This window comes from Actinomadura meridiana (genome assembly GCF_039537545.1).
GTDB lineage: Bacteria > Actinomycetota > Actinomycetes > Streptosporangiales > Streptosporangiaceae > Spirillospora > Spirillospora meridiana.
The window spans coordinates 22,597-44,818 of sequence record NZ_BAABAS010000006.1 but is presented as its reverse complement, the minus strand read 5'-3'; the positions used below and the strand labels follow the sequence as shown (position 1 = coordinate 44,818).

Below are 22,222 nucleotides of genomic sequence, written 5' to 3'. Positions count from 1 at the left end.
GCCTCGCCGATCATCAGCTCCAGGTCGCACTTCACCGACGCCACCGCGGCGGCGTCCAGACCCGAGACCGCGCCCGCCTTCACGCCCGGCAGGCGTAGTCCGGCCCGCTCGACGTTCTGGAGGGTCAGAACCACTTGGAACAGCGGGTGCCGGGCCATCGACCGCGACGGCGCCAGCTCCTCCACCAGTCGTTCGAACGGGACGTCCTGGTGCTGGAGCGCGCCCAGGCTCGCCTCACGGACCCGGCCGAGTACCTGCCGGAACTGCGGGTCACCGGAAAGATCGGTGCGGATCACCAGGGTGTTGACAAAGAAGCCGACCAGGTCGTTCAGCGCCTCGTCGGTACGACCGGCCACACCGGAACCGATCGGGACATCCGTCCCCGCGCCCAGCCGCGACAGCGTCACGGCCAAGGCCGCCTGCAACACCATGAACGGGGTCACGCCTTCGGCGCGGGCCAGTTCCGCCAGGCGCGCGTGAGTCTCTGCCGGGACGCGCAGCGGCACCTTGTGACCACGGTGACTGGCCGTCGCCGGACGCGGATAGTCCACCGGCAGCGCAAGTTCTTCGGGTGCTCCGGCGAGGGTCTGGCGCCAGTAGTCGACCTGCGCGGACAGCAGACTGTCCGGGTCGGTCTCGTCGCCGAGCAATTCGCGCTGCCAGAGCGCGTAGTCGGCGTACTGAATGGGCAGCGGCTCCCAGGCCGGAGTCTCACCGCGCAGGCGGGCCGCGTACGCAACCGACAAGTCACGGCCGAGCGGAGCCATCGACCAACCGTCGCTGGCGATGTGGTGCATCACCAGGAGCAGCACTTGCTCGTCCGGCCCGACCTCGAACAAAGACGCCCGAATCGGCAGGTCCGTAGAGAGGTCGAATGGATAGCGCGATGCTTCCGCGACGGCCCCGGCCAGATCATCGGAGGCCACGGGCACGACCTGTAGCCTCCAGTCCAGGTCCGCCAGGTCAAGGATCTGCTGGTAGGGCTCGCCGTCAGCGGACGGGAAGACCGTGCGCAGCGACTCGTGTCGGCCGAGCACATCGCGGAGCGCCGCGCCCAGTACGGCGCCATCGACTCCCGTCAGGCGCAGCGGCAGTGCGTTGTTGTATGTGGGGTTCGGGCCCTCCAACTGCGCCAGGAACCAGAGCCGCCGCTGCGCGAACGACAACGGCACGCGCTCCGGACGTTCTGCGGGACGGAGCGCGACTCGCGCCTGCTCCTGGCCCGCCAATGCGATGTGGGCGGCCAGCTCAGCGGCCGTCGGCGCCCCGAACAGCGTCCGGACTTCCACCTCCACGCCCAACACTGCCCGGATCCGGGACACCAGCCTCACCGCGAGGAGGGAATGACCGCCCAACTCGAAGAAGCTGTCGTCGGCGCCCACCGAGTCCAGGCCCAGGACGTCGGCGAACGTCCCACACAGCAATTCCTCTTGGATCGTTACGGGACCCCGACCGGCGCCGCCGCCCATCGAGTAATCGGGAGCGGGCAGCGACTTGCGGTCCAGTTTTCCGTTCGGAGTCAGCGGCAACTCGGCAAGCGCGACGACGGCGGCCGGGACCATGTACTCCGGCAGCCGATCCGCCACCAACGCCCGTAGCGCTTCGGCGTCGATCTCGCCATCGGCCTCGGGGACGACATAGGCCACCAGCCGCTCATCTCGCGCGACCACCGCTACCTGCGCCACCTCTGCGCGGGCGCGTAGAACGGCTTCGATCTCGCCTGGCTCAACTCGGAACCCACGGACCTTGACCTGCTCGTCCACCCGTCCCAGGAACAGCAAGTCCCCGCTGGAGGTCCATCTGACGAGGTCCCCGGTCCGGTACATCCGTTCGCCGGACGACCCGAACGGGCACGCCACGAACCGTTCACCGGTCAGCTCCGCGCGCCCCACATACCCGCGAGCCAGCCCGGCGCCAGCCACGTACAGCTCCCCGGCCACCCCAACGGGCACCGGGTCCAGACGCTCATCCAGCACGAACGTCCGCGCGTTGCTGATCGGCGTGCCGATCGAGGGCGCGTCTCCCGCCGCCAACGGCGCCGACATCGAAGCGCAGACCGTGACCTCGGTGGGACCGTAAGCGTTGATCATCCGGCGCCCTGGAGCCCACCGCTCCACCAGCCCGACGTCCAACGCCTCACCCGCCGACACAAGCGTCTTCAGCGACGCCAACTCCTCGGCCTCGACCGCTCCCAGGAGCGCTGGCGGCAACGTGGCATGGGTCGCCTCGTGACGCCCGATCGCAGCCACCAGATCGTCCTGATCTGCCACGACCAACGTCGCGCCAACGCAGAGCGTCACCCAGATCTCCGACACCGCCGCATCGAACCCCGCCGAGGCGAACTGCAACACCCGCGAACCAGGCTCGACCGCGAAACGCGCCGACTGCGCCGCAACCAGATTGACCACTCCGCTGTGAGCGGCCGCCACGCCCTTGGGCACACCCGTCGACCCAGACGTGTAGATCACATACGCCAACCCGTTCGGCCGCACGACCGCCCCGACAGGTGTGTCCGGGGACGCCGCGATCTGCGGGTCGTCGACCGCTACCGGCAGCACGCCTCGTAGCGGCAGCTCGTCCAGAACCTCACTGGTGCCCACCACTACGAGCACGCGGCTGTCTGCGACCATGAAACTGATCCGCTCAGCCGGGTAGCGGACGTCGATCGGCAAGTACGCGGCACCAGCTTTAGCCACACCAAGAACCGCCGTTATCAATTGCGGGCCACGAGGCAGGCACAGACCCACCACCGATTCGGTGCCCACGCCCAAGCCGCGCAGATGGTGTGCCAGGCGGTTGGCGGCTGCATCCAGGGCAGCGTAGGTCAACTCGACGCCGTCGCCCACCACGGCGACCGCGTTCGGGGCGGACGCCACCTGGCGGTCGAACAGCTCGACCGCTGAAGCCGCGTCAACCTCGGCGCTGGTGTCGTTCCAGTCGGTGACGACTCGGGCCCGTTCTCCCGGTTCCAGGACGTTCATCGCGTGCAGCGCGATGTTCGGGGCCTTGGAGACCGACTCCAGGAGTTGGGCCCAGCGTCGGGCGAGTGCTTCTACCGTGGTGAGGTCGAACAGGTCGGCGGCCGCGGTGATCGAGCCGCGTAGTCCGGCCGGGTTGCCGTGTTCGTCGAAGACTTCCCAGATGACCATGTCGAGGTCGAACTTGACCGGTACAAGGGTCGGCTCGTGGGCGAGGGACGCTCCGGCTCCACTGGTGCGGACCTCGGGGAGGTCCAGTCCGGAACGTCGGACGTTCTGGACGGTCAGCGCGACCTGGAACAGTGGGCTGCGGCTCAGGGAACGGGCCGGGGCCAACTCCTCCACTACACGCTCGAACGGCACGTCCTGATACTCGAAGGCGTCGAGGCTGGCGTCGCGCACGCGCGACAGGATCTGGCGGAAGTCCGGGTCGCCGGTCAGGTCGGTGCGGATGACCAGGCTGTTGATGAAGAATCCGACCAGGTCGTTCAGCGCGTCGTCGGTGCGGCCCGCGACGACCGCGCCGACCGGGATGTCGGTGCCCGCGCCGAGACGGTTGAGGAGGACGGCGAGCGCGGCCTGCATGACCATGAATGTGGTGGCACCCTCGGCGCGGGCCAGTTCCGTCAGCCGTTCGTGGACGTCCACCGGCAGCTGCAACGGGACCCTGTGCCCGCGGTGGGTGGCTACAGGCGGACGCGGCCGGTCCACCGGCAACGGCAGTTCCTCGGGTGACCCGGCCAGAGTTCGGCGCCAGTAGGCGAGTTGCTCGGCAAGAAGGCTGTCGGGGTCGGACTCCTCGCCCAGAAGCTCCCGCTGCCACATGGTGTAGTCGGTGTACTGGACGGGCAACGGTTCCCACACCGGAGCCTCACCGCGCAGCCGCGCCGCGTACGCCGTCGACACGTCGCGGGCGAGCGGTGCCATCGACCAACCGTCACCGGCGATGTGGTGCACCAGGACGGCGAGCAGGAACTCGTCGGATCCGGAGCCGCCCTCGCGGTCGGTCAGGAAGACCCAGGCCCGGATCGGCACCTCGGACGACAGGTCGAAGGCGTACCAGGCGGCCTCCTCCGCGCCCGCCGACAACTCCTCGGGTTCGACATGCCGGACCTGGAGTTCCCAGTCGAGGTCGTCCGCATCGACGACGTGCTGGTAGGGCTCGCCGTCCTCGACCTTGAAGATGGTGCGCAACGACTCGTGGCGGCCGATCACATCTCGTAGAGCGGCGTTCAGCGCGGAGACGTCCACGCTCCCGCTCAGGGAGATCATCAGTGGGATGTTGTAGGTCGGGCTCGGCCCGTCCAACTGCCCGAGGAACCACAGCCGTCGCTGCGCGAACGACAACGGGATCATCACTGATTCTCCTTACGTATCGGACGCAGTGCCGGTCGGGCCGACTTCCTGCTTCCCAGCTTGGCCGCGAGCGTGGCCGGAGTCGGTGCTTCGAAGAGTGACCTGATCTTGACTTCCAGGCTGAGCCTCGCCCGGATGCGGGACAGCAGCCTGATCGCGAGCAGGGAGTGCCCGCCCAGGTCGAAGAAGCTGTCGTCCACGCCGACCGAGTCGAGTTCCAGGACCTCGGCGAACACTTCGCAGAGGACCGTCTCCCGTTCGTTGGCCGGTTCGCGGGCGGCGGCCTTGGTCGTGGCCTGTTCGGGGGCGGGCAGGGCGCCCCGGTCGAGTTTTCCGTTCGAGGTGAGCGGTAGTTCCGGGAGCTGGACCATGGCGGCGGGCACCATGTGGTCGGGCAGGTGGTCGGCGAGGTGGGCCCGCAGCCCGTCCTGGTCGACGGTTCCGTCGCCGGGGACGATGTAGGCGACGAGGCGTTTCCCGGCGGTGTCGTCGCGGGCGATGACGGCGGCCTGGGCGATGCCCGGGTAGGCGCGGACGGCCGTTTCGATCTCGCCGGGTTCGACGCGGAACCCGCGGATCTTGACCTGGGCGTCGGCGCGTCCGGCGAACACCAGCCGCCCGTCGCGGGTCCACCGGACGAGGTCGCCGGTCCGGTACATGCGTTCGCCGGTCGTCCCGAACGGGCAGGCGACGAACCGTTCGCCGGTCAGGCCCGGGCGGCTGACATAGCCGCGGGCGAGGGACGCCCCGGAGGCGTACAGCTCGCCGACGACGCCGACCGGGACGGGCGCCAGCGCGTCGTCCAGCACGTACAGGCGGGTGTTGGCGATCGGTGTGCCGATCGGCGCGGGGCCGGACGCGAGGGTCTCCGGGGTCAGTTCGGCGGTCGCGATCCCGATGGTGGTCTCCGTCGGGCCGTAGTGGTTGAACACGCGGCGACCGGCCGCCGCGTCGACCAGGTCGCCCACCCAGTCGGCGGGGGCCTCCTCGCCGCCGAGGACCATCGACCGGGCGGGCAGGACCCGGTCCAGGCCCGCGCCGGACGCCAGGGCGGCCAGGTGCGACGGGACGGCCTTGACGAAGTCGATCCGGTTCTCGGCGAGGTATCCGGCGACCGCTTCGGCGTCGGTCACCGCCGTGGGGTCGAGGACGTGCAGTTGCCCGCCCGTGCTCAGGCTGGTGAACACGACCGTGTTGCCCAGGTCGGTGACCTGCGGTTGCAGCAGCCCGTACCGAGCCCCCTCGCCCGCCCAGCCAAGGCGGTCCGATACCGAGGCCACGTAGTTCGCCAGCGATCCGTGGGTGATCGCGACGCCCTTCGGGGTTCCGGTCGAGCCGGACGTGTAGATCACGTACGCCAGGGTCGCCGGGTCCGGTGCCGGTGTCGGTGCCGCCGCCCGTCGGGCGCGTTTGGTGCGCTTGGCCGTTCCGCGCAGGTCGTCCAGGGTGAGCACGCGGAGGCCGGGCTGGTCGGTCGGCTCCGCTGTCGCGGACTGGGCCGTCAGCATCAGTCGCGCGCCGCTGTCGGCGAGCATGAACGCGATCCGTTCGGACGGCAGCGCCGCGTCGATGGGCAGGTAGGCGGCTCCGGCCTTCCAGACGGCCAGCATCGCGGTGATCATCTGTGCCCCGGCCGGGAGGCTCAGCCCGACGACGGACTCGGGGCCGACGCCCTCGCCGCGCAGGGCGTGCGCGAGCCGGTCGGTCTCGGCGTCCAGGTCGCCGTACGTGATCGTGGCGCCGTCCGCGACCAGGGCGGCGGCGTCCGGCATGGAGGCCGCGATCCGGATGAAAGGCTCCACGACGCTGGTGGCGCCGCCTTCGGTCGCGGTGTCGTTCCACTGGTCGAGCACCAGGTCGCGGACGTCGGGATCGAGGATGTCGACAGACCGCAGGGCGGTTTCCGGACCACCGTTCAGAATGCTGGTGAGCGCGGCGACCGTGTTCTGAACAGCGGTGCGCATGAGCCGTCCGACCGCGCGAGCGTCGATGGGGCTGACGGCGAGCACGCTCAGGCTGAGCTCGTCGTCGCCCCAGTCGTTCACGGAGACGGTCAGCGGATAGTTGTTCTGCACGCTGAGGTGGAGCTGCCTGATTCCCTCGATCGTCCGGTCCGGGGCGGTGTCGGCCTCCTGTCCCGCGTGCCGGTAGTTGAACAGGGAGGTGAACAGCGGGACGTTGCCCGCGAGCCCGCTGGCCTGCTGGGCGATGGCCAGGGGGGCGTGTTCGTGTTCCAGCAGCGCGGCGAGTTGGGTGCGCATCCGTTCGACGGCGTCGCGTACTCCCATCCGGCCGGTCGGCATCCGCACCGGGAGCGTGTTGAAGAACGGGCCGAGGACGCGGTCGGAGCCCGCACCGGCGTTCATCCGACCGAACAGCACGGTCCCGAACACGACGTCGTCCCGGCCCGAGAGGGTCGCCAGGACCCGCGCCCACGCCACGTGCAGGAGCGTCGCCGGGCTGACCGCCAGGTCCCGCGCCACGCGGCGCAGGGCCGTGACCGTCTCGCCGGGGATCGGGGTCAGCTCGGACGCCAGGCCGCTGCCGTCGCCGTGGACGTCCAGCAGCCCGTACGGCGCGGTCGGCTCCGTCACGTCGCCCAGCAACTCGCGGAAGAACTCCTCGTGGTCGGCGCGGGAGACGGCGCCGCGGGCCTGCGCGACGAAGGTGCGGAACGGCAACGCCGGTGCCAGCTGGTCGGCGTTCCCGGACAGGACGGTTCGGAGTTCCTGCATCAGCACGTCCAGGCCCTGGTGGTCCTGGACCATGTGGTGCATCCGCACCAGGCCGAGCCAGCGGCCGTCCGGCAGTCCGGCCACGTGCAGGTCCATCAGGGGCGCGCGGCCGAGGTCCATCGACTGACCCGCCAGGGCTTGCAGCGCGTCCGCCGGGTCGGGGTGCGCGGCGTCGATCTCGTGCTCGACGACGGGCAGGGTCGCGTGGCGCCACACGACCTGGACCGGCTCGCGCAGGCCTTCCCACACCACGGCGGTGCGGTAGACGTCGTGCCGGTCGACGATCTGCTGCAAGGCGCGTCCGAAGCCGTCCAGCCGGGTCCAGGAGTCGAACTCCACCACCCAGACCGTCACGTAGGCGTCGGCGCCGCCGCCCGCGAGGAGGTGGTGAAAGAGCATGCCTTCCTGGAGTGGGGCCAGCGGGTAGACGTCCGCGACGTTGGCCGCGCCGCCCTCCACGCCCGCGACGACCTGTTCGACTTCGGCATCCGTCAGGTCGACGAGCGGGAGCATGTCCGGCGTGATCTGTTCGGCGCCGTCCGGGATCAGGTTCTCCGGAACCGCCACCGTCTCGGCCCCGGACGACCGCGCCAGCCCCACCGGGGTGGGGGTCTCGAACAGGGCCCGGACGGACACCGAGACGCCGCGTTCACGGAGCCGCTCCACGAGGGTGACCGCCAGCAGCGAGTGTCCGCCCAGCCGGAAGAAGTCGTCGCCGACGCCGACCGACTCCAGGCCCAGGACCTGCGCGAACACCTCGCACAGGATCTCCTCTTGGACGGTGGTGGGGGCGCCGCCCGCGCCCGCCGTGTACTCCGGCGCGGGCAGGGCCCGCCGGTCCACCTTTCCGTTCGGGGTCAGCGGCAGCTCAGGGAGTGCGACGACGACGGTGGGCACCATGTAGTCCGGTAGGCGGGCCGCGACGAAGGCTCGAAGCGCGTCCACGTCCGGGTCCGTGTCCGAGCCGGTGTTCGGGTCGGTGCCGGGATCGGTGTCCGGGGTTGGGACGACGTAGGCGACGAGGCGTTTGTCGCCCGGTGCGTCCTCGCGGACGATCACCGTCGCCTGGCCCAGGTCCGGGTGGGCCAGCAGGGCGGACTCGATCTCGGCGGGCTCGATCCGGAACCCGCGCACCTTGACCTGTTCGTCCGCGCGGCCCATGAACACGAGTTGCCCGTCGGCGGTCCACTTGGCGAGGTCGCCCGTGCGGTACATCCGCTCGCCGGACGTCCCGAACGGGCACGCCACGAACCGTTCCGCCGTCAGCTCGGGCCGACCGGCGTAGCCGCGCGCCAGTCCGGTGCCCGCGACGTACAGTTCACCGACGACGCCCACGGGGAGCGCGTCGAGAGCGTCGTCCAGCACGTACAGCCGCGTGTTCGCGATCGGCCTGCCGATCGGCACGACGCCGTCGAGATGGTCTCCGGCCCTGATCTCGTACGCCGAGCAGCCCACGACCGTCTCGGTCGGACCGTACTCGTTCACCACCACGGTGTCGGGGGCGAGTTCCAGCCAGGAAGCCACGTCCGGGCCTAGCAGTGCCTCTCCCCCGACGATCCAGCGGCGCGCCGCGTCCGCGACCCGTTCGGCGGATAGGGCCTCGGCGAGCATCAGCAGGTGCGCCGGGACCACCTTCAGCAGGTCGAACCCGCCGCCCGCACGCAGCAGTTCGGCCAGCCCGTCTACGCCGCCGTCCGCGCTGATCCGGATCGGCGTGCCCGTCACCAGCGGCACCATCACGCTGGTCACCGTCAGGTCGAAGCCCAGGGACGAGTGCAGGGCCGCACCGCCGCCGCCCGTCGCCGCGTATGCCTGGGCGGCCCAGGTCACGTAGTTAGCCAGCCCGCCGTGGGTGATCTCGACGCCCTTCGGCCGTCCCGTCGATCCGGAGGTGTACATGACGTACGCCAGCTCTGCGCCGTTCGCTGGGGGCGGGACGGTCTGCTCGTCGAAGGGGTGTGTCGGTGTGTCGTCGTCGAACTCGATCAGGGGGAGGCCGACGTCGGGGACGGCGCTTTGCGGGCCGCCGGTTCCGACGAGCGCCACGGCGCCGCTGTCGGCCAGCATGAACGCGACACGTTCGGGCGGGTTGGCCGGGTCGATCGGGAGGTAGACGGCCCCGGCCTTCCACACGCCGAGGATGCCCGCCACGGCGTCCACGCCCCTCGGGAGGCACAGCCCGACCACGGACCTCGGGCCCACGCCCGCGTCGCGCAGGCGGCGGGCCAGGTCGTTCGCCCGGGCTTCCAGGTCCCGGTACGACACCGTCAGGTCGCCCGCGATCACGGCCGCCGCGTCTGGTGTGGCCGTTGCCTGACGATCGAACAGTGCGGGGACGGACGTGGTCGGCGCGGTCGACGCGGTGTCGTTCCAGTGCGTGAGGACGAGGTGTCGTTCGTCGGCGTCGAGGACGTCCACGGAACGCAGCCGGACCTCGGGGGTTCGAGTCACCGTCTCCAGGACGCGGACGAACCGTTCCGCGATCGTGGTGGCCGTCGCCGCCTCGAAAAGGTCGTCGGACGCGATGAGCACGCCGCGCAGGCCCCCGGGACGGCCCCGTTCGTCGCGGGCCTCCGACAGCGTCACGTCCAGGTCGAACCTCGCCATGGACGACGAGCCGTCCGCGTCCGCCCACGTTCCGGCGTCCACGTCGGGCAGGTCCAGCGCCGCCGGGTCGGTGTTCTGGAGTGTCAGCGTCACCTGGAACAGCGGGTGCCGCGCCATCGACCGCGCGGGAGCGAGTTCCTCCACGAGGCGTTCGAACGGCACGTCCTGGTGTGCCAGGGCTCCGAGGCTCGCCTCACGGACGCGCGCCAGCACCTGCCGGAATTCGGGGTCGCCGGACAGGTCCGTCCGGATCACGACCGTGTTGACGAAGAAGCCGACCAGGTCGTCCAGGGCCTCGTCGGTGCGTCCGGCGGTCGGCGACCCGATCGGGACGTCATGACCGGCGCCGAGCCGCGACAGCAGCACCGCGAGGGCGGCCTGCACGACCATGAACGGTGTCACGCCCTCCGTCCGCGCCAGGTCCGCCAGCCGTTCGTGCACTTCGACGGGCACTCGCAACGGAACCGCGTGCCCGCGATGGCCGGGCACGGCGGGACGCGGCCGGTCCACCGGCAACGCCAGTTCCTCGGGCGCACCGGCCAGCGTGCGCCGCCAGTAGTCGACCTGTGTGGAGAGCAGGCTGTCCGGGTCGGTGGCGTCGCCGAGCAGGTTCCGCTGCCACAGGGCGTAGTCGGCGTACTGGACGGGCAGCGGCTCCCACACCGGGGCCTCGCCGCGCAGCCGCGCCGTGTACGCGGCGGACAGGTCCCGTCCGAGCGGCCCGCGCGACCAGCCGTCACCGGCGATGTGGTGGGTCACCACGACGAGCACGCGCTGATCCGGCGCGGCCACGAACAGCCGGGCCTGGATCGGGATCTCGGTCACGAGGTCGAACTCGTACTGGACGGCGTTGCGCACGGCCTCGGCAAGGTCATCCGGCTCGACCTGGACGACCCGCAACGCCCAGTCGAGCTCGTGGGGGTCGAGGATGTGCTGGTACGGCTCGCCGGACACCGAGGGGAAGACGGTCCGCAGCGACTCGTGCCGTCCGATCACGTCCTTGAGCGCCGCGTCCAGGGCGGAGGTGTCCGCGTCTCCCGTCAGCCGGAGGACGACGGGGATGTCGTAGGTCGGGCTGGGCCCTTCCAACTGGCCGAGGAACCACAACCGCTGCTGGGCGAACGACAGCGGCACCCGTTCCGGACGAGCCCCGGCCTGGAGCGGCGTGCGAGTCTGACCTGTGTCGGCGTCCGCGAGCCACGCCGCCAGTCCCGCGACCGTCGAGGTCTCGAACAGCACCCGCAGCGGCACTTCCACGCCCAGCACGGCACGCAGGCGCGACACCAACCGGACCGCCAGCAGCGAATGCCCGCCCAGGTCGAAGAAGCCGTCGTTCACGCCGACCGTCTCCAGTCCGAGCACGTCGGCGAACACCGTGCAGAGGAGTTCCTCCCGCACCGTGACCGGCCCACGGCCTTCGCCGACGGTGTATTCCGGGGCGGGCAGCGCGCGGCGGTTCAGCTTCCCGTTCGCCGTCAACGGCAGCTCGGCGAGGGACACGACGGCGGCCGGGACCATGTACTCCGGAAGCCAACGCGCCACGAACGCGCGCAGGTCGTCCGACGCATCGTCCACCGCTGTGTCCGCGGGGACGACGTAGGCGACCAGGCGTTTGTCGCCGGGGACGTCCTCGCGCGCCACGACCACGGCCCGCGCGACCTCGGGATGGGTCAGCAGGACGGCCTCGATCTCGCCGGGTTCGATCCGGAACCCGCGCAGCTTCACCTGCTCGTCGGCCCGGCCGATGAACGACAGGCTTCCGTCGGACGCCCAGCTGACCAGGTCGCCGGTCCGGTACATCCGCGTCCCGGACGGGCCGAACGGGCAGGCGACGAACCGTTGCCCGGTCAGTCCCGGTTGGGACAGGTAGCCGCGGGCCAGGCCGGTTCCGGCGATGTACAGCTCACCGGCCACCCCGGCGGGGACCGGGCTCAGCGTGTCGTCCAGCACGTACACCTGGGTGTTGGCGATCGGACGGCCGATCGACGGCTCCTCGCCGTCCCCGGGACCCACCAGTTCGTTTCGGGGGGTGTGGGGGGTCGTCCCCCCACAGGAGACCGGCCCGGCGGTGGACCAGATCGTCGTCTCGGTCGGCCCGTACACGTTGAGCACTCCGGCGGAGGCACGGGCCAGTGTGTCCGCCAGGTCGGCTGGTAGTGCCTCGCCACCGACCAGCACGCGGACGCCGCTCAGGTCCGCCCCGCCGCCGGACGTCACCGACCGCCACAGACTCGGTGTCGCCTGGACGACGCTCGCCCCGGTGCTCTCGACCAGCCGTCCCAGTTCGGCCGGGTCGTAGACGACGTCCTTGTCGGCCACCACCACGGCGGCGCCCTCCACCAGCGGCAGGAACAGTTCCAGCCCGGCGATGTCGAACCCGACCGTCGTGACCGCCAGCAGCCTGTCGCCCGCCCGCAGGCCGACCTGAGCCTGCATCCCGGCCAGGAGGTTCGCCAGCGCCACCCGTGGGACCACCACGCCCTTGGGCCGTCCCGTCGACCCGGACGTGAAGATCACATACATCGGGTGGTCGGGCGCCACCGGCCGTCCGGGACGTTCCGCGTCGGTCACGTCGGCCGCCGGACGGGCCGCGATCGCCGAGGCGGTGTCCGGATCGTCCACGACGACCCGGACTCCGGTCTCCGGCAGCAGGTCACCGAGCCGCGTCGTCGTCACCACCGCGACCGGGGCGGACTCGGCCAGCATGTACGCGAGCCGCTCGGCCGGGTAGTCCATGTCCAGCGGCAGATACGCCGCGCCGGACTTCGCCACCGCCAGCAACGCCACCAGCAGGTCCGCCGAACGGGGCAACGCGACGACGACGAACCGCTCCGGGCCCGCGCCCTGCGCGATCAGCCAGCGCGCCAGCCGGTTCGCTCGCGCGTTCAGCTCGCCGTAGGAGAGTTCTTCGCCGTTGGCCAGGACGGCCGTCGCGTCCGGTGTCGCCGCCGCCCAGCGCTCGAACAGCTCGACGACGGATGCCTCTCCCAGACGGGTCGCGGTGTTGTTCCAGGAGGTGAGTACTTGTTCGCGTCCCTCCGCGTCGAGCACCTCGATCGTGTTCAGCGGGGTGTCGGGACCGCCCTGTGCGACGGCGTCCAACGCGGCGACCACGTTCACTATCGCGGTGCGTAGCAGCCGTCCCACGCCCCGCGCGTCGATTGAGCCCACCGCCTGCACGTTCACGCTCAGCCCGGCGTCGCCCTCGTCGTTGGCGCCCACGGTCAGCGGGTAGTTGGTGCGGTCGCGGGCGATGACGCCGCGGATGCCCTCGATCGGCTGTTCCCGTTCGGTGTCCGCTTGCTGGTCGACGTGGACGTAGTTGAAGAGGGAGGTGAACAGCGGCGTGTTGCCGGTGATGCCGCTTGCCCGCTGCGCGACCGCCAACGGGGCGTGCTCGTGTTCCAGCAACGCCGCGAGCTGGGCGCGCATCTCCTCGACGGCGGCGCTCACCCCGACTCGGCCCGTGGGGACGCGGACGGGGAGGGTGTTGATGAACGGGCCCAGCACGCGGTCGGCGCCTTCGCCCGCGTTCATCCGTCCGAACAGCACGGTCCCGAACACCACGTCGTCCCGGCCGGACAGTGTGGCCAGCACCCGGGCCCACGCCACGTGCAGGACCGTGGCGGGGCTGGCTCCGAGCCGCCGCGCCGCCACCCTCAGCGCGGCCGCCGTCTCGTGGGGAACCGGCAGAACCTCGGAGCCCACGTCGGTGCCGTCGCCGCGAACGTCCAGCAGACCGTATGGCGCGGTCGGCTCCGTCACGTCGCGCAGCAGCTCGGCGAAGAACCGCTCGTGCTCGGACCGGGACGCGCCACCACGGGACGCGGCCACGAAGTTCCGGAACGGCAGGGCCGGGGCGAGCCGCTCCTCTTGACCGGCCAGCACCGCCCGCATCTCGCGGAGCACGACGTCCATGCCCATGTGGTCTTGCAGCATGTGATGCATGCGGACCAGGCCGAGCCATTGCCCGTCGGGCAGTTCGGCGACGTGCAGGTCCATCAGTGGGGCTTGCGTCAGGTCCATCGCCGATCCGGCGGCGGCGACCAGTGCGTCCATGGGGCGGGACGTGTCGAAGAGCGCGTGCTCGACGGTCGGCAGTGTCGCCTGACGCCACACCACCTGGACCGGCTCGCGCAACCCTTCCCAGACGACGGCGGTCCGGTAGATGTCATGCCGGTTCACGACCCGCTGCAACGCGGTGGCGAACCCATCCAGCCGTGCCCGGTCGTCGAACTCCAGCCCCCGGACGGTGACGTAGACGTCTTCGCCGTGGTCGGCGAGGAGGTGGTGGAAGAGCATGCCTTCCTGGAGCGGTGCCAGCGGGTAGACGTCCGCGACGTTGCGCGCGCCGCCTTCCACGCCCGCGACGACCTGCTCCACTTCGGCCACCGACAGGCTCACCAGCGGCAGCATCTCCGGCGTGATCTGCTCCGCGCCGTCCGGAATCAGGTTCTCCGGCACGACCACCGAGTCAGCCGCAGCGGCCCGTGCGAGCCCGGCCGGGGTCGGCGACTCGAACAGCGCCCGCACCGACACCGAGACCCCAGCCGCGCGCAGGCGCTCGACCAGCGACACCGCAAGCAGCGAATGCCCACCCAGCCGGAAGAAGTCATCGTCGACGCCCACCGACTCCAGGCCCAACACCTCGGCGAAGACCTCGCAGAGGATCCGCTCTCGGGGGGTGGACGGGTCGCGGCCCGCGCCAGCCTCGTACTCCGGTGCGGGCAGCTCGCGACGATTGAGCTTCCCGTTGGGTGTCAGCGGTAGCTCGGGAAGGGCGACGACGGCGGTCGGCACCATGTAGTCCGGGAGACGGGTCGCCACGAATTCCCGCACGCCGTCGCCATCGGAACCGACGACATAGGCGACCAGGCGCTTGTCGTCCGGAGTGTCCTCACGGACGATCACGGCCGCCTGTCGCACCTGCGGATGGGCCAACAGCGCGGCCTCGATCTCGCCGGGTTCGATCCGGAACCCGCGCACCTTCACCTGATCGTCGACTCGACCGGCGAACAGCAACTGCCCGTCCGGCGTCCACCTCGCCAGGTCTCCGGTCCGGTACATCCGTTGTCCGGCACCGAACGGACAGGCCACGAACCGTTCACCCGTCAGCCCTGGCCGACTCACGTAACCGCGCGCCAATCCGGCGCCCGCCACATACAGCTCACCCGCCACGCCGACCGGAACCGGGGCCAGTCGCTCGTCCAAGACGAACAACTGGGTGTTGGCGATGGGACGTCCGAATGGCACCGGGCCTGGACGGTCGGCGTCCACGTCACTCGCGGCCACCATGACCGTCGCCTCGGTCGGTCCATAGGTGTTCACCAGACGCCGATCTGCTGACCACGTTCGTGCCACCGGTTCGCTAATTGCTTCCGCGCCGACCAGCAGCGTTTCGACCTGGCTCAAATCGCCCGGCTCCACGACCCCCAGCAACGACGGGACCACGCTGGCCGCCCGCACCCCGTCCAACTCACCCAGCAACCGCGGCTCCGACCGTTCCCGCTCACCCGCGACCCACAGCGTCGAACCGGACGACAACGCCACCGCCACGTCCAGCACCGACGCATCGAAACTGAACGACGCGAACTGAAGAACACCCACGCCCCGGCCAGCACCCATCACCGGCCCGAACACCGACACCAAATTCACCAACGAGCCATGACCGACCGCCACGCCCTTCGGCACACCCGTCGACCCCGACGTATAAATCACATACGCCAAACCATTCGGACCAACGCCCACCACCGGCGCCTGTTCCGTGCTGGCGGTCAGGTCGATGTCGTCCAGGCCCAGCACCAATTCGGCGCCACTGTCCGCCAGCATGAACTCCACGCGCTCAGTCGGCAGGTCCACGTCAATCGGCACATACGCCGCGCCCGCCTTCCACACCCCCACAATCGCCACCACGATCTCCACACCGCGCGGCAAGCACAAACCCACCACCGACTCAGCACCCACACCTACACCACGCAACTGATGCGCCAAACGATTCGCCGCCGCGTCCACCTCGGCATACGTCAACTCGACACCATTCGCCACCACCGCCACCACGTCCGGAGCAGCCGCCACGTGCCGCTCGAACAACCCCACAACCGACCCCCCCGACACCTCCACCGCCGTGTCATTCCAAACGCGCGTCACCAGCTCGCGGCCGCCAGGGTCGAGGACATCGACGGCGCCGAGCGTGACGTCGGCGTTGGTGGTCAACGCGCTCAGGAGATTGGAGAGCGTGGTGGACAGCATCCGACCCACCTCGTGAGGGTCGATCGAGCCCACGGCCTCGACGCTGAGGCTCACGTTTTCCGGTCCCAGGTCATTCACCGCGACCGTCAACGGGTAGTTGGTCCGCTCTCGGACGGAGACCAGCCGGATGCCCTCGATCGGCTGTTCCTCGGCGCTGACGTTTCCCTGGTCGGCGTGCCGGTAGTTGAACAGTGAGGTGAAGAGCGGCATGTTGCCGACGATTCCGCTGGCCCGCTGCGCGACCGCCAATGGGGCGTGTTCGTGCTCCAGTAGCGCCGCCAACCGCGCCTGCATTTCCTCAATGGCGGCGCGGACTCCGACCTGGCCGGTCGTCACCCGCACCGGCAGCGTGTTGATGAACGGGCCCAGCACGCGGTCCGAGCCTTCGCCCGCGTTCATCCGTCCGAACAGCACGGTCCCGAACACCACGTCGTCGCGTCCCGACAGCGTGGCCAGCAGGCGGGCCCATGCCACATGGAGCACCGTCGCGGCGCTGACACCCAGATCCCGCGCCACCTGCCGCAGCTGCGCGACCACTTCCGCGGGGATCGGTTCCCGTGCGCTCACGACCGCTTCGGCGCTGTCGCCTCGCACGTTCATCACGCCATAGGGGGCGGTCGGCTCGGTTACATCACCCAACAGTTCGGCGAAGAACCGCTCGTGCTCGGACCGGGAAACGCCATCGCGTGATTCGGCCACGAAATTGCGGAACGGCAACACGGGGGCCAGCTGATCCGTCCGGCCCGACAGAACGGCACGCAGTTCCTGAAGCACCACGTCCATTCCCAGGTGGTCCTGGACCATGTGATGCATGCGGACCAAGCCGAGCCAGCGCCCGTCAGGCAACTCGGTGACGTGCAAGTCCATCAGTGGGGCCTGTGTCAGGTCCATCGCCGATCCGGCGGCGGCCAGTAGCGCGTCCATTGGCTGGGAGGTGTTGGAGAGCGCGTGTTCGACGGTCGGCAGCGTTGCCTGGCGCCACACCACCTGGACTGGCTCACGCAGCGCTTCCCACGCGACCGACGTCCGGTAAATGTCGTGCCGGTCTACTACCTGCTGCAACGCCCCGGCGAACGCCTCAAAACGTTCGCGCGAATCGAACTCCACGGCGCGGACGGTGAGGTACACGTCTTCGCCGTGGTCGGCCAAGAGGTGGTGGAAGAGCATGCCTTCCTGGAGCGGTGCCAGCGGGTAGACGTCCGCGACGTTGCGCGCGCCGCCCTCCACGCCCGCGACGACCTGCTCCACCTCGGCCACCGACAGGCTCACCAGCGGCAGCATCTCCGGCGTGATCTGCTCCGCGCCGTCCGGGATCAGGTTCTCCGGCACCACCACCGAGTCGACCCCGGTGGCCCGTGCAAGCCCTGCTGGGGTGGGCGTCTCGAACAGCGCCCGGACGGACACCGAGACGCCGCGCTCACGGAGCCGCTCCACCAGCGTGACCGCCAGCAGCGAGTGTCCGCCCAGCCGGAAGAAGTCATCGCCGACGCCGACCGACTCCAGGCCCAGAACTTGGGCGAAGACTTCGCACAGGACCCGCTCTCGGGGGGTGGACGGGTCGCGGCCCGCGCCAGCCTCGTACTCCGGAGCAGGCAGTCTGCGGCGGTCGAGCTTCCCGTTGGATGTCAGCGGTAGCTCGGGAAGGGCGACAACGGCGGTCGGCACCATGTAGTCAGGAAGACGGGTCGCCACGAACTCCCGCACACCGTCGCCATCGGAACCGACGACGTAGGCGACCAGGCGTTTGTCATCCGGAGTGTCCTCGCGGACGATCACCGCTGCTTGGCGGACCTGCGGGTGCGCCAGCAACGCGGACTGGATCTCGCCGGGTTCGATGCGGAACCCGCGCACCTTCACCTGATCGTCGGCCCGACCGGCGAACAGCAACTGCCCGTCCGGCGTCCACCGTGCCAGGTCACCGGTCCGATACATCCGGCCACCCGAAGACCCGAACGGGCAAGCCACGAACCGTTCACCCGTCAGCCCCGGGCGACTCACGTAACCACGCGCCAATCCGGCGCCCGCCACGTACAGCTCGCCCGCTACCCCGACCGGCGCGGGATTGAGACGTTCATCGAGCACGAACAGTTGGGTGTTGGCGATCGGACGTCCGAACGGCACCGGCCCTGGACGGTCGGCGTCCACGTCACTCGCGGCCACCATGACCGTCGCCTCGGTCGGCCCGTAGGTGTTCACCAGGCGACGGCCCGCCGACCACGCTCGCGCTACGGGTTCGCTGATCGCTTCCGCGCCGACCAGCAGCGTTTCGACCTGGCTCAGATCGTCCGGCTCCACGACCCCCAGCAACGACGGGACCACGCTGGCCGCCCGCACCCCGTCCAACTCACCCAGCAACCGCGGCTCCGACCGTTCCCGCTCACCCGCGACCCACAGCGTCGAACCGGACGACAACGCCACCGCCACGTCCAGCACCGACGCATCGAAACTGAACGACGCGAACTGAAGAACACCCACGCCCCGGCCAGCACCCATCACCGGCCCGAACACCGACACCAAATTCACCAACGAGCCATGACCGACCGCCACGCCCTTCGGCACACCCGTCGACCCCGACGTATAAATCACGTAGGCCAGACCATTCGAGGGCGCGTTCATTGCCGGGCCTGAATCCACGCCACCGGTCAGGTCGATGTCGTCCAGGCCCAGCACCAATTCGGCGCCACTGTCCGACAGCATGAACTCCACGCGCTCAGTCGGCAGGTCCACGTCAAGCGGCACATACGCCGCGCCCGCCTTCCACACCCCCACAATCGCCACCACGATCTCCACGCCACGCGGCAAGCACAAACCCACCACCGACTCAGCACCCACACCTACGCCACGCAACTGGCGCGCCAAACGATTCGCCGCCGCGTCCACCTCGGCATACGTCAACTCGACACCATTCGCCACCACCGCCACCACGTCCGGAGCAGCCGCCACCTGCCGCTCGAACAACCCCACAACCGACCCCCCCGACACCTCCACCGCCGTGTCATTCCAAACGCGCGTCACCAACTCCCGCTCAGCGGAATCGAGGATGTCCACGGCGCCGATCACGACGTCCGGGTTGGTGGTCAGCGCGTGGAGTGCCCGCGTGAACCAGGTCGCGACACGTTCGGTGGTCGCCAGGTCGAACAGGTCCATGGCGGCGACCAGGGTGCCGCGCAGTCCGGCGGGGCGGCCCTGGTGGTCGTAGGACTCCGACAGCGACACGTCCAGGTCGAACTTGGCCACCGCGTCAGACCCGTTCATGCGGGCGGTCCGAGCGTCGGCGCCCGGCAGGTCCAGCAAGGCGCGGTCGGTGTTCTGGACGGTCAGCATCACCTGGAAGAGGGGGTGGCGCACCAACGAACGGTCAGGGGCCAGTTCTTCCACCAGTCGCTCGAACGGTACGTCCTGATGCGCCAGCGCGCCGAGACTCGCCTCACGGACCCGTCCGAGCACCTGCCTGAACTCCGGGTCACCCGACAGATCGGTGCGGATCACCAGCGTGTTGACGAAGAACCCGACCAGGTCGTTCAACGCCTCGTCGTCGCGCCCGGCGACGGCCGCTCCGATCGGTATGTCCGTGCCAGCTCCGAGCCGTGAAAGCGTCACGGCCAGCGCGGCCTGCAATGCCATGAAGACCGTCACACCCTCACCACGCGCGAGATCCACCAAGCGTTGGTGCACCTCGGCGGGGATTTGCAGCGGCACCCCGTGGCCGCGATGGCTCGCTACGGCCGGACGAGATCGGTCCGCCGGTAGCGCCAGTTCCTCGGGGGCGTCGGCCAGCGCCTGCCGCCAGTAGTCGACCTGGTCCGACAGCAGGTCTTCCGTGAGCAGCTCGCGCTCCCACAGCGCGTAGTCCGCGTACTGGACGGGCAGCGGCTCCCAGGCCGGATCCTCACCGCGCAGGCGCGCCGCGTACGCCGCCGACACGTCTCGGCCGAGCGGTGCCATCGACCATCCGTCGCTGGCGATGTGATGCAGCACCACCACCAAGACGCTTTCCTGGGCCTGGGCCTGGGCCTGGGCCTGGGCTTGCGTCTGGAACAGCCATGCCCGGAACGCCGTCTCGGCCGAGAGGTCGAATGCGTAGTGCGCGGCTTGTTCAACCGCCTGCGGCAGGTCTTCCGGCTGGACCTGGCTGATCTGGAGGTGCCAGTCCAGGTCCTGCGGGTCAAGCACTTGCTGGTACGGCTCGCCGTCAATGGACGGGAAGACCGTGCGCAGAGATTCGTGCCGCCCGATCACATCACGCAGTGCGGCGTCCAACGCCTCCGTGTCCACGTCGCCGGTCAGGCGGATGACGGCAGGCAGGTTGTAGATGGGGTTGGGCCCGTCCAACTGGCCCAGGAACCAGAGCCGCCGCTGCGCGAACGACAGCGGCACCCGCTCGGGACGCTCTCCTGCCCGCAACGGCGTACGGGCCTGGTCGGCGCCCACGTCGGCCAGCCACGAAGCCAACTCGGCCACCGTCGGCGCCTCGAACAGAGTCCGGACCTCGATCTCCACGCCAAGGACGACCCGGATTCGGGAGACGAGCCGCACTGCGAGGAGGGAGTGTCCGCCGAGTTCGAAGAAGCTGTCGTCGACGCCGACCGACTCCAGGCCCAGCACTTCAGCGAACGCCGCGCACAGTGCCTCTTCTTCGGCTGTCGCCGGGCCTCGGTCGCTCCTGCTCGCTACCGAGAAGTCCGGGCTGGGCAGCGCCTTGCGGTCGAGCTTCCCGTTCGGGGTCAGCGGCAATTCGGCCAGCGCGACGATTGCGGCCGGGACCATGTAGTCCGGTAGCCGTTCGGCCACCAGTTCCCGCAGCGCTTCGGTGTCGGAGTCGGCGGGCACGACGTAGGCCACAAGCCGCTCGTCCCGGGCGACCACCACAGCCTGATCCACACCAGCGTGGGTCCGCAGGACGGCTTCGATCTCGCCCGGCTCCACCCGGAACCCACGAACCTTCACCTGCTCGTCCACCCTGCCGACGAACATCAACTCACCATCAGGCGTCCACCTGACGAGGTCACCGGTCCGGTACATCCGCTCTCCGGACGACCCGAACGGGCACGGCACGAACCGCTCACCGGTCAGGCCGGGACGCCCCACATACCCGCGCGCCAAGCCAACCCCGGCGGAATACAGTTCACCCGCGACACCCACCGGCACCGGGTCTAGTCGTTCATCGAGCACGAAGACTCGCGTGTTCGTGTTGGGCGTTCCGATCGCCGGAACCTCGCCGGGCGCCAACGGCCCCGACATGGACACGCACACCGTGGCCTCAGTCGGGCCATAGGCGTTGATCATCCGGCGGCCTGGAGCCCACCGCTCCACCAATCCGGTGTCCAAGGCCTCGCCCGCCGACACGAGCGTCTTCAGGGAAGCCAACTCCTCGGCCTGCACCGCACCGAGCAGAGCGGGCGGCAGCGTGGCATGCGTCGCCTCGTGACGCCCGATCGCACCCACGAGATCGTCTTGGGCGGCCACGACCAACGTCGCGCCCACGCTCAACGTCACCCAGATCTCCGACACCGCGGCGTCGAACCCCGCCGACGCGAACTGCAACACCCGCGAACCAGGCTCGACCGCGAACCGCGCCGACTGCGCCGCAACCAGATTGACCACACCACCGTGGGCGACCGCCACGCCCTTGGGCACGCCAGTCGACCCAGACGTGTAGATCACATACGCCAACCCGTCCGGGCGCACGGTCGCCCCTACGGCCGTGTCCGGGGACGCCGCGATCTGCGGGTCGTCGATAGCCACCGGCAGCACGCCTCGTAGCGGCAGCTCATCTAGTACTTCGCTGGTACCCACCACCACGAGCGCGCGGCTGTCGGCGACCATGAAACTGATCCGCTCAGCCGGATACCGGACGTCGATCGGCAGGTACGCCGCGCCCGCCTTCGCCACGCCCACAATCGCCGTTATCAATTGCGGGCCGCGCGGCAGGCAAAGGCCAACCACCGATTCGGCGCCTACGCCCAGGCCGCGCAGGTGGTGCGCCAGACGGTTGGCGGCCGCGTTCAGGTCGGCGTAGGTCAGCTCGACACCGTCACCCACCACGGCCACGGCACCCGGAGTGGACGCCACCTGGCGGTCGAACAGCTCGACCACCGACGCCGCGTCCACCTCGGCGGCGGTGTCGTTCCAGTCGACGACGACTCGGTCCCGCTCCTCCGAATCAAAGACCCGTACGGCGTGCAGCGGGGTTTCGGGGGCTGCGGTTACCTGGTCCAAGACGCTGATCCATCGCCGGACGAAGGCTTCGACCGAACCGAGGTCGAACAGGTCGGCTGCCGCCGTGATCGAGCCGCG

Annotated in this window: 2 protein-coding genes (both running past the window's edge); both read right to left on the bottom strand. The window is 70.0% G+C overall.

The features are described from left to right. Nucleotides 1–4,334, bottom strand: the 5' portion of a protein-coding gene (locus tag ABD808_RS13505) for a non-ribosomal peptide synthase/polyketide synthase (protein ID WP_344895462.1). Its footprint begins 21,859 nt before the window's first position; only the first 4,334 of its 26,193 coding nucleotides appear in the window; its start codon is at nt 4,332–4,334; its stop codon lies off the left edge, out of view. Continuing rightward, nucleotides 4,334–22,222, bottom strand: partial view of a non-ribosomal peptide synthase/polyketide synthase gene (locus ABD808_RS13500; RefSeq protein ID WP_344895460.1) — the 3' portion only. The gene runs 17,223 nt beyond the window's last position; only the last 17,889 of its 35,112 coding nucleotides appear in the window; the start codon falls outside the window, past its right edge; the stop codon is at nt 4,334–4,336. The genes ABD808_RS13505 and ABD808_RS13500 overlap by 1 nt, the downstream gene beginning before the upstream one ends.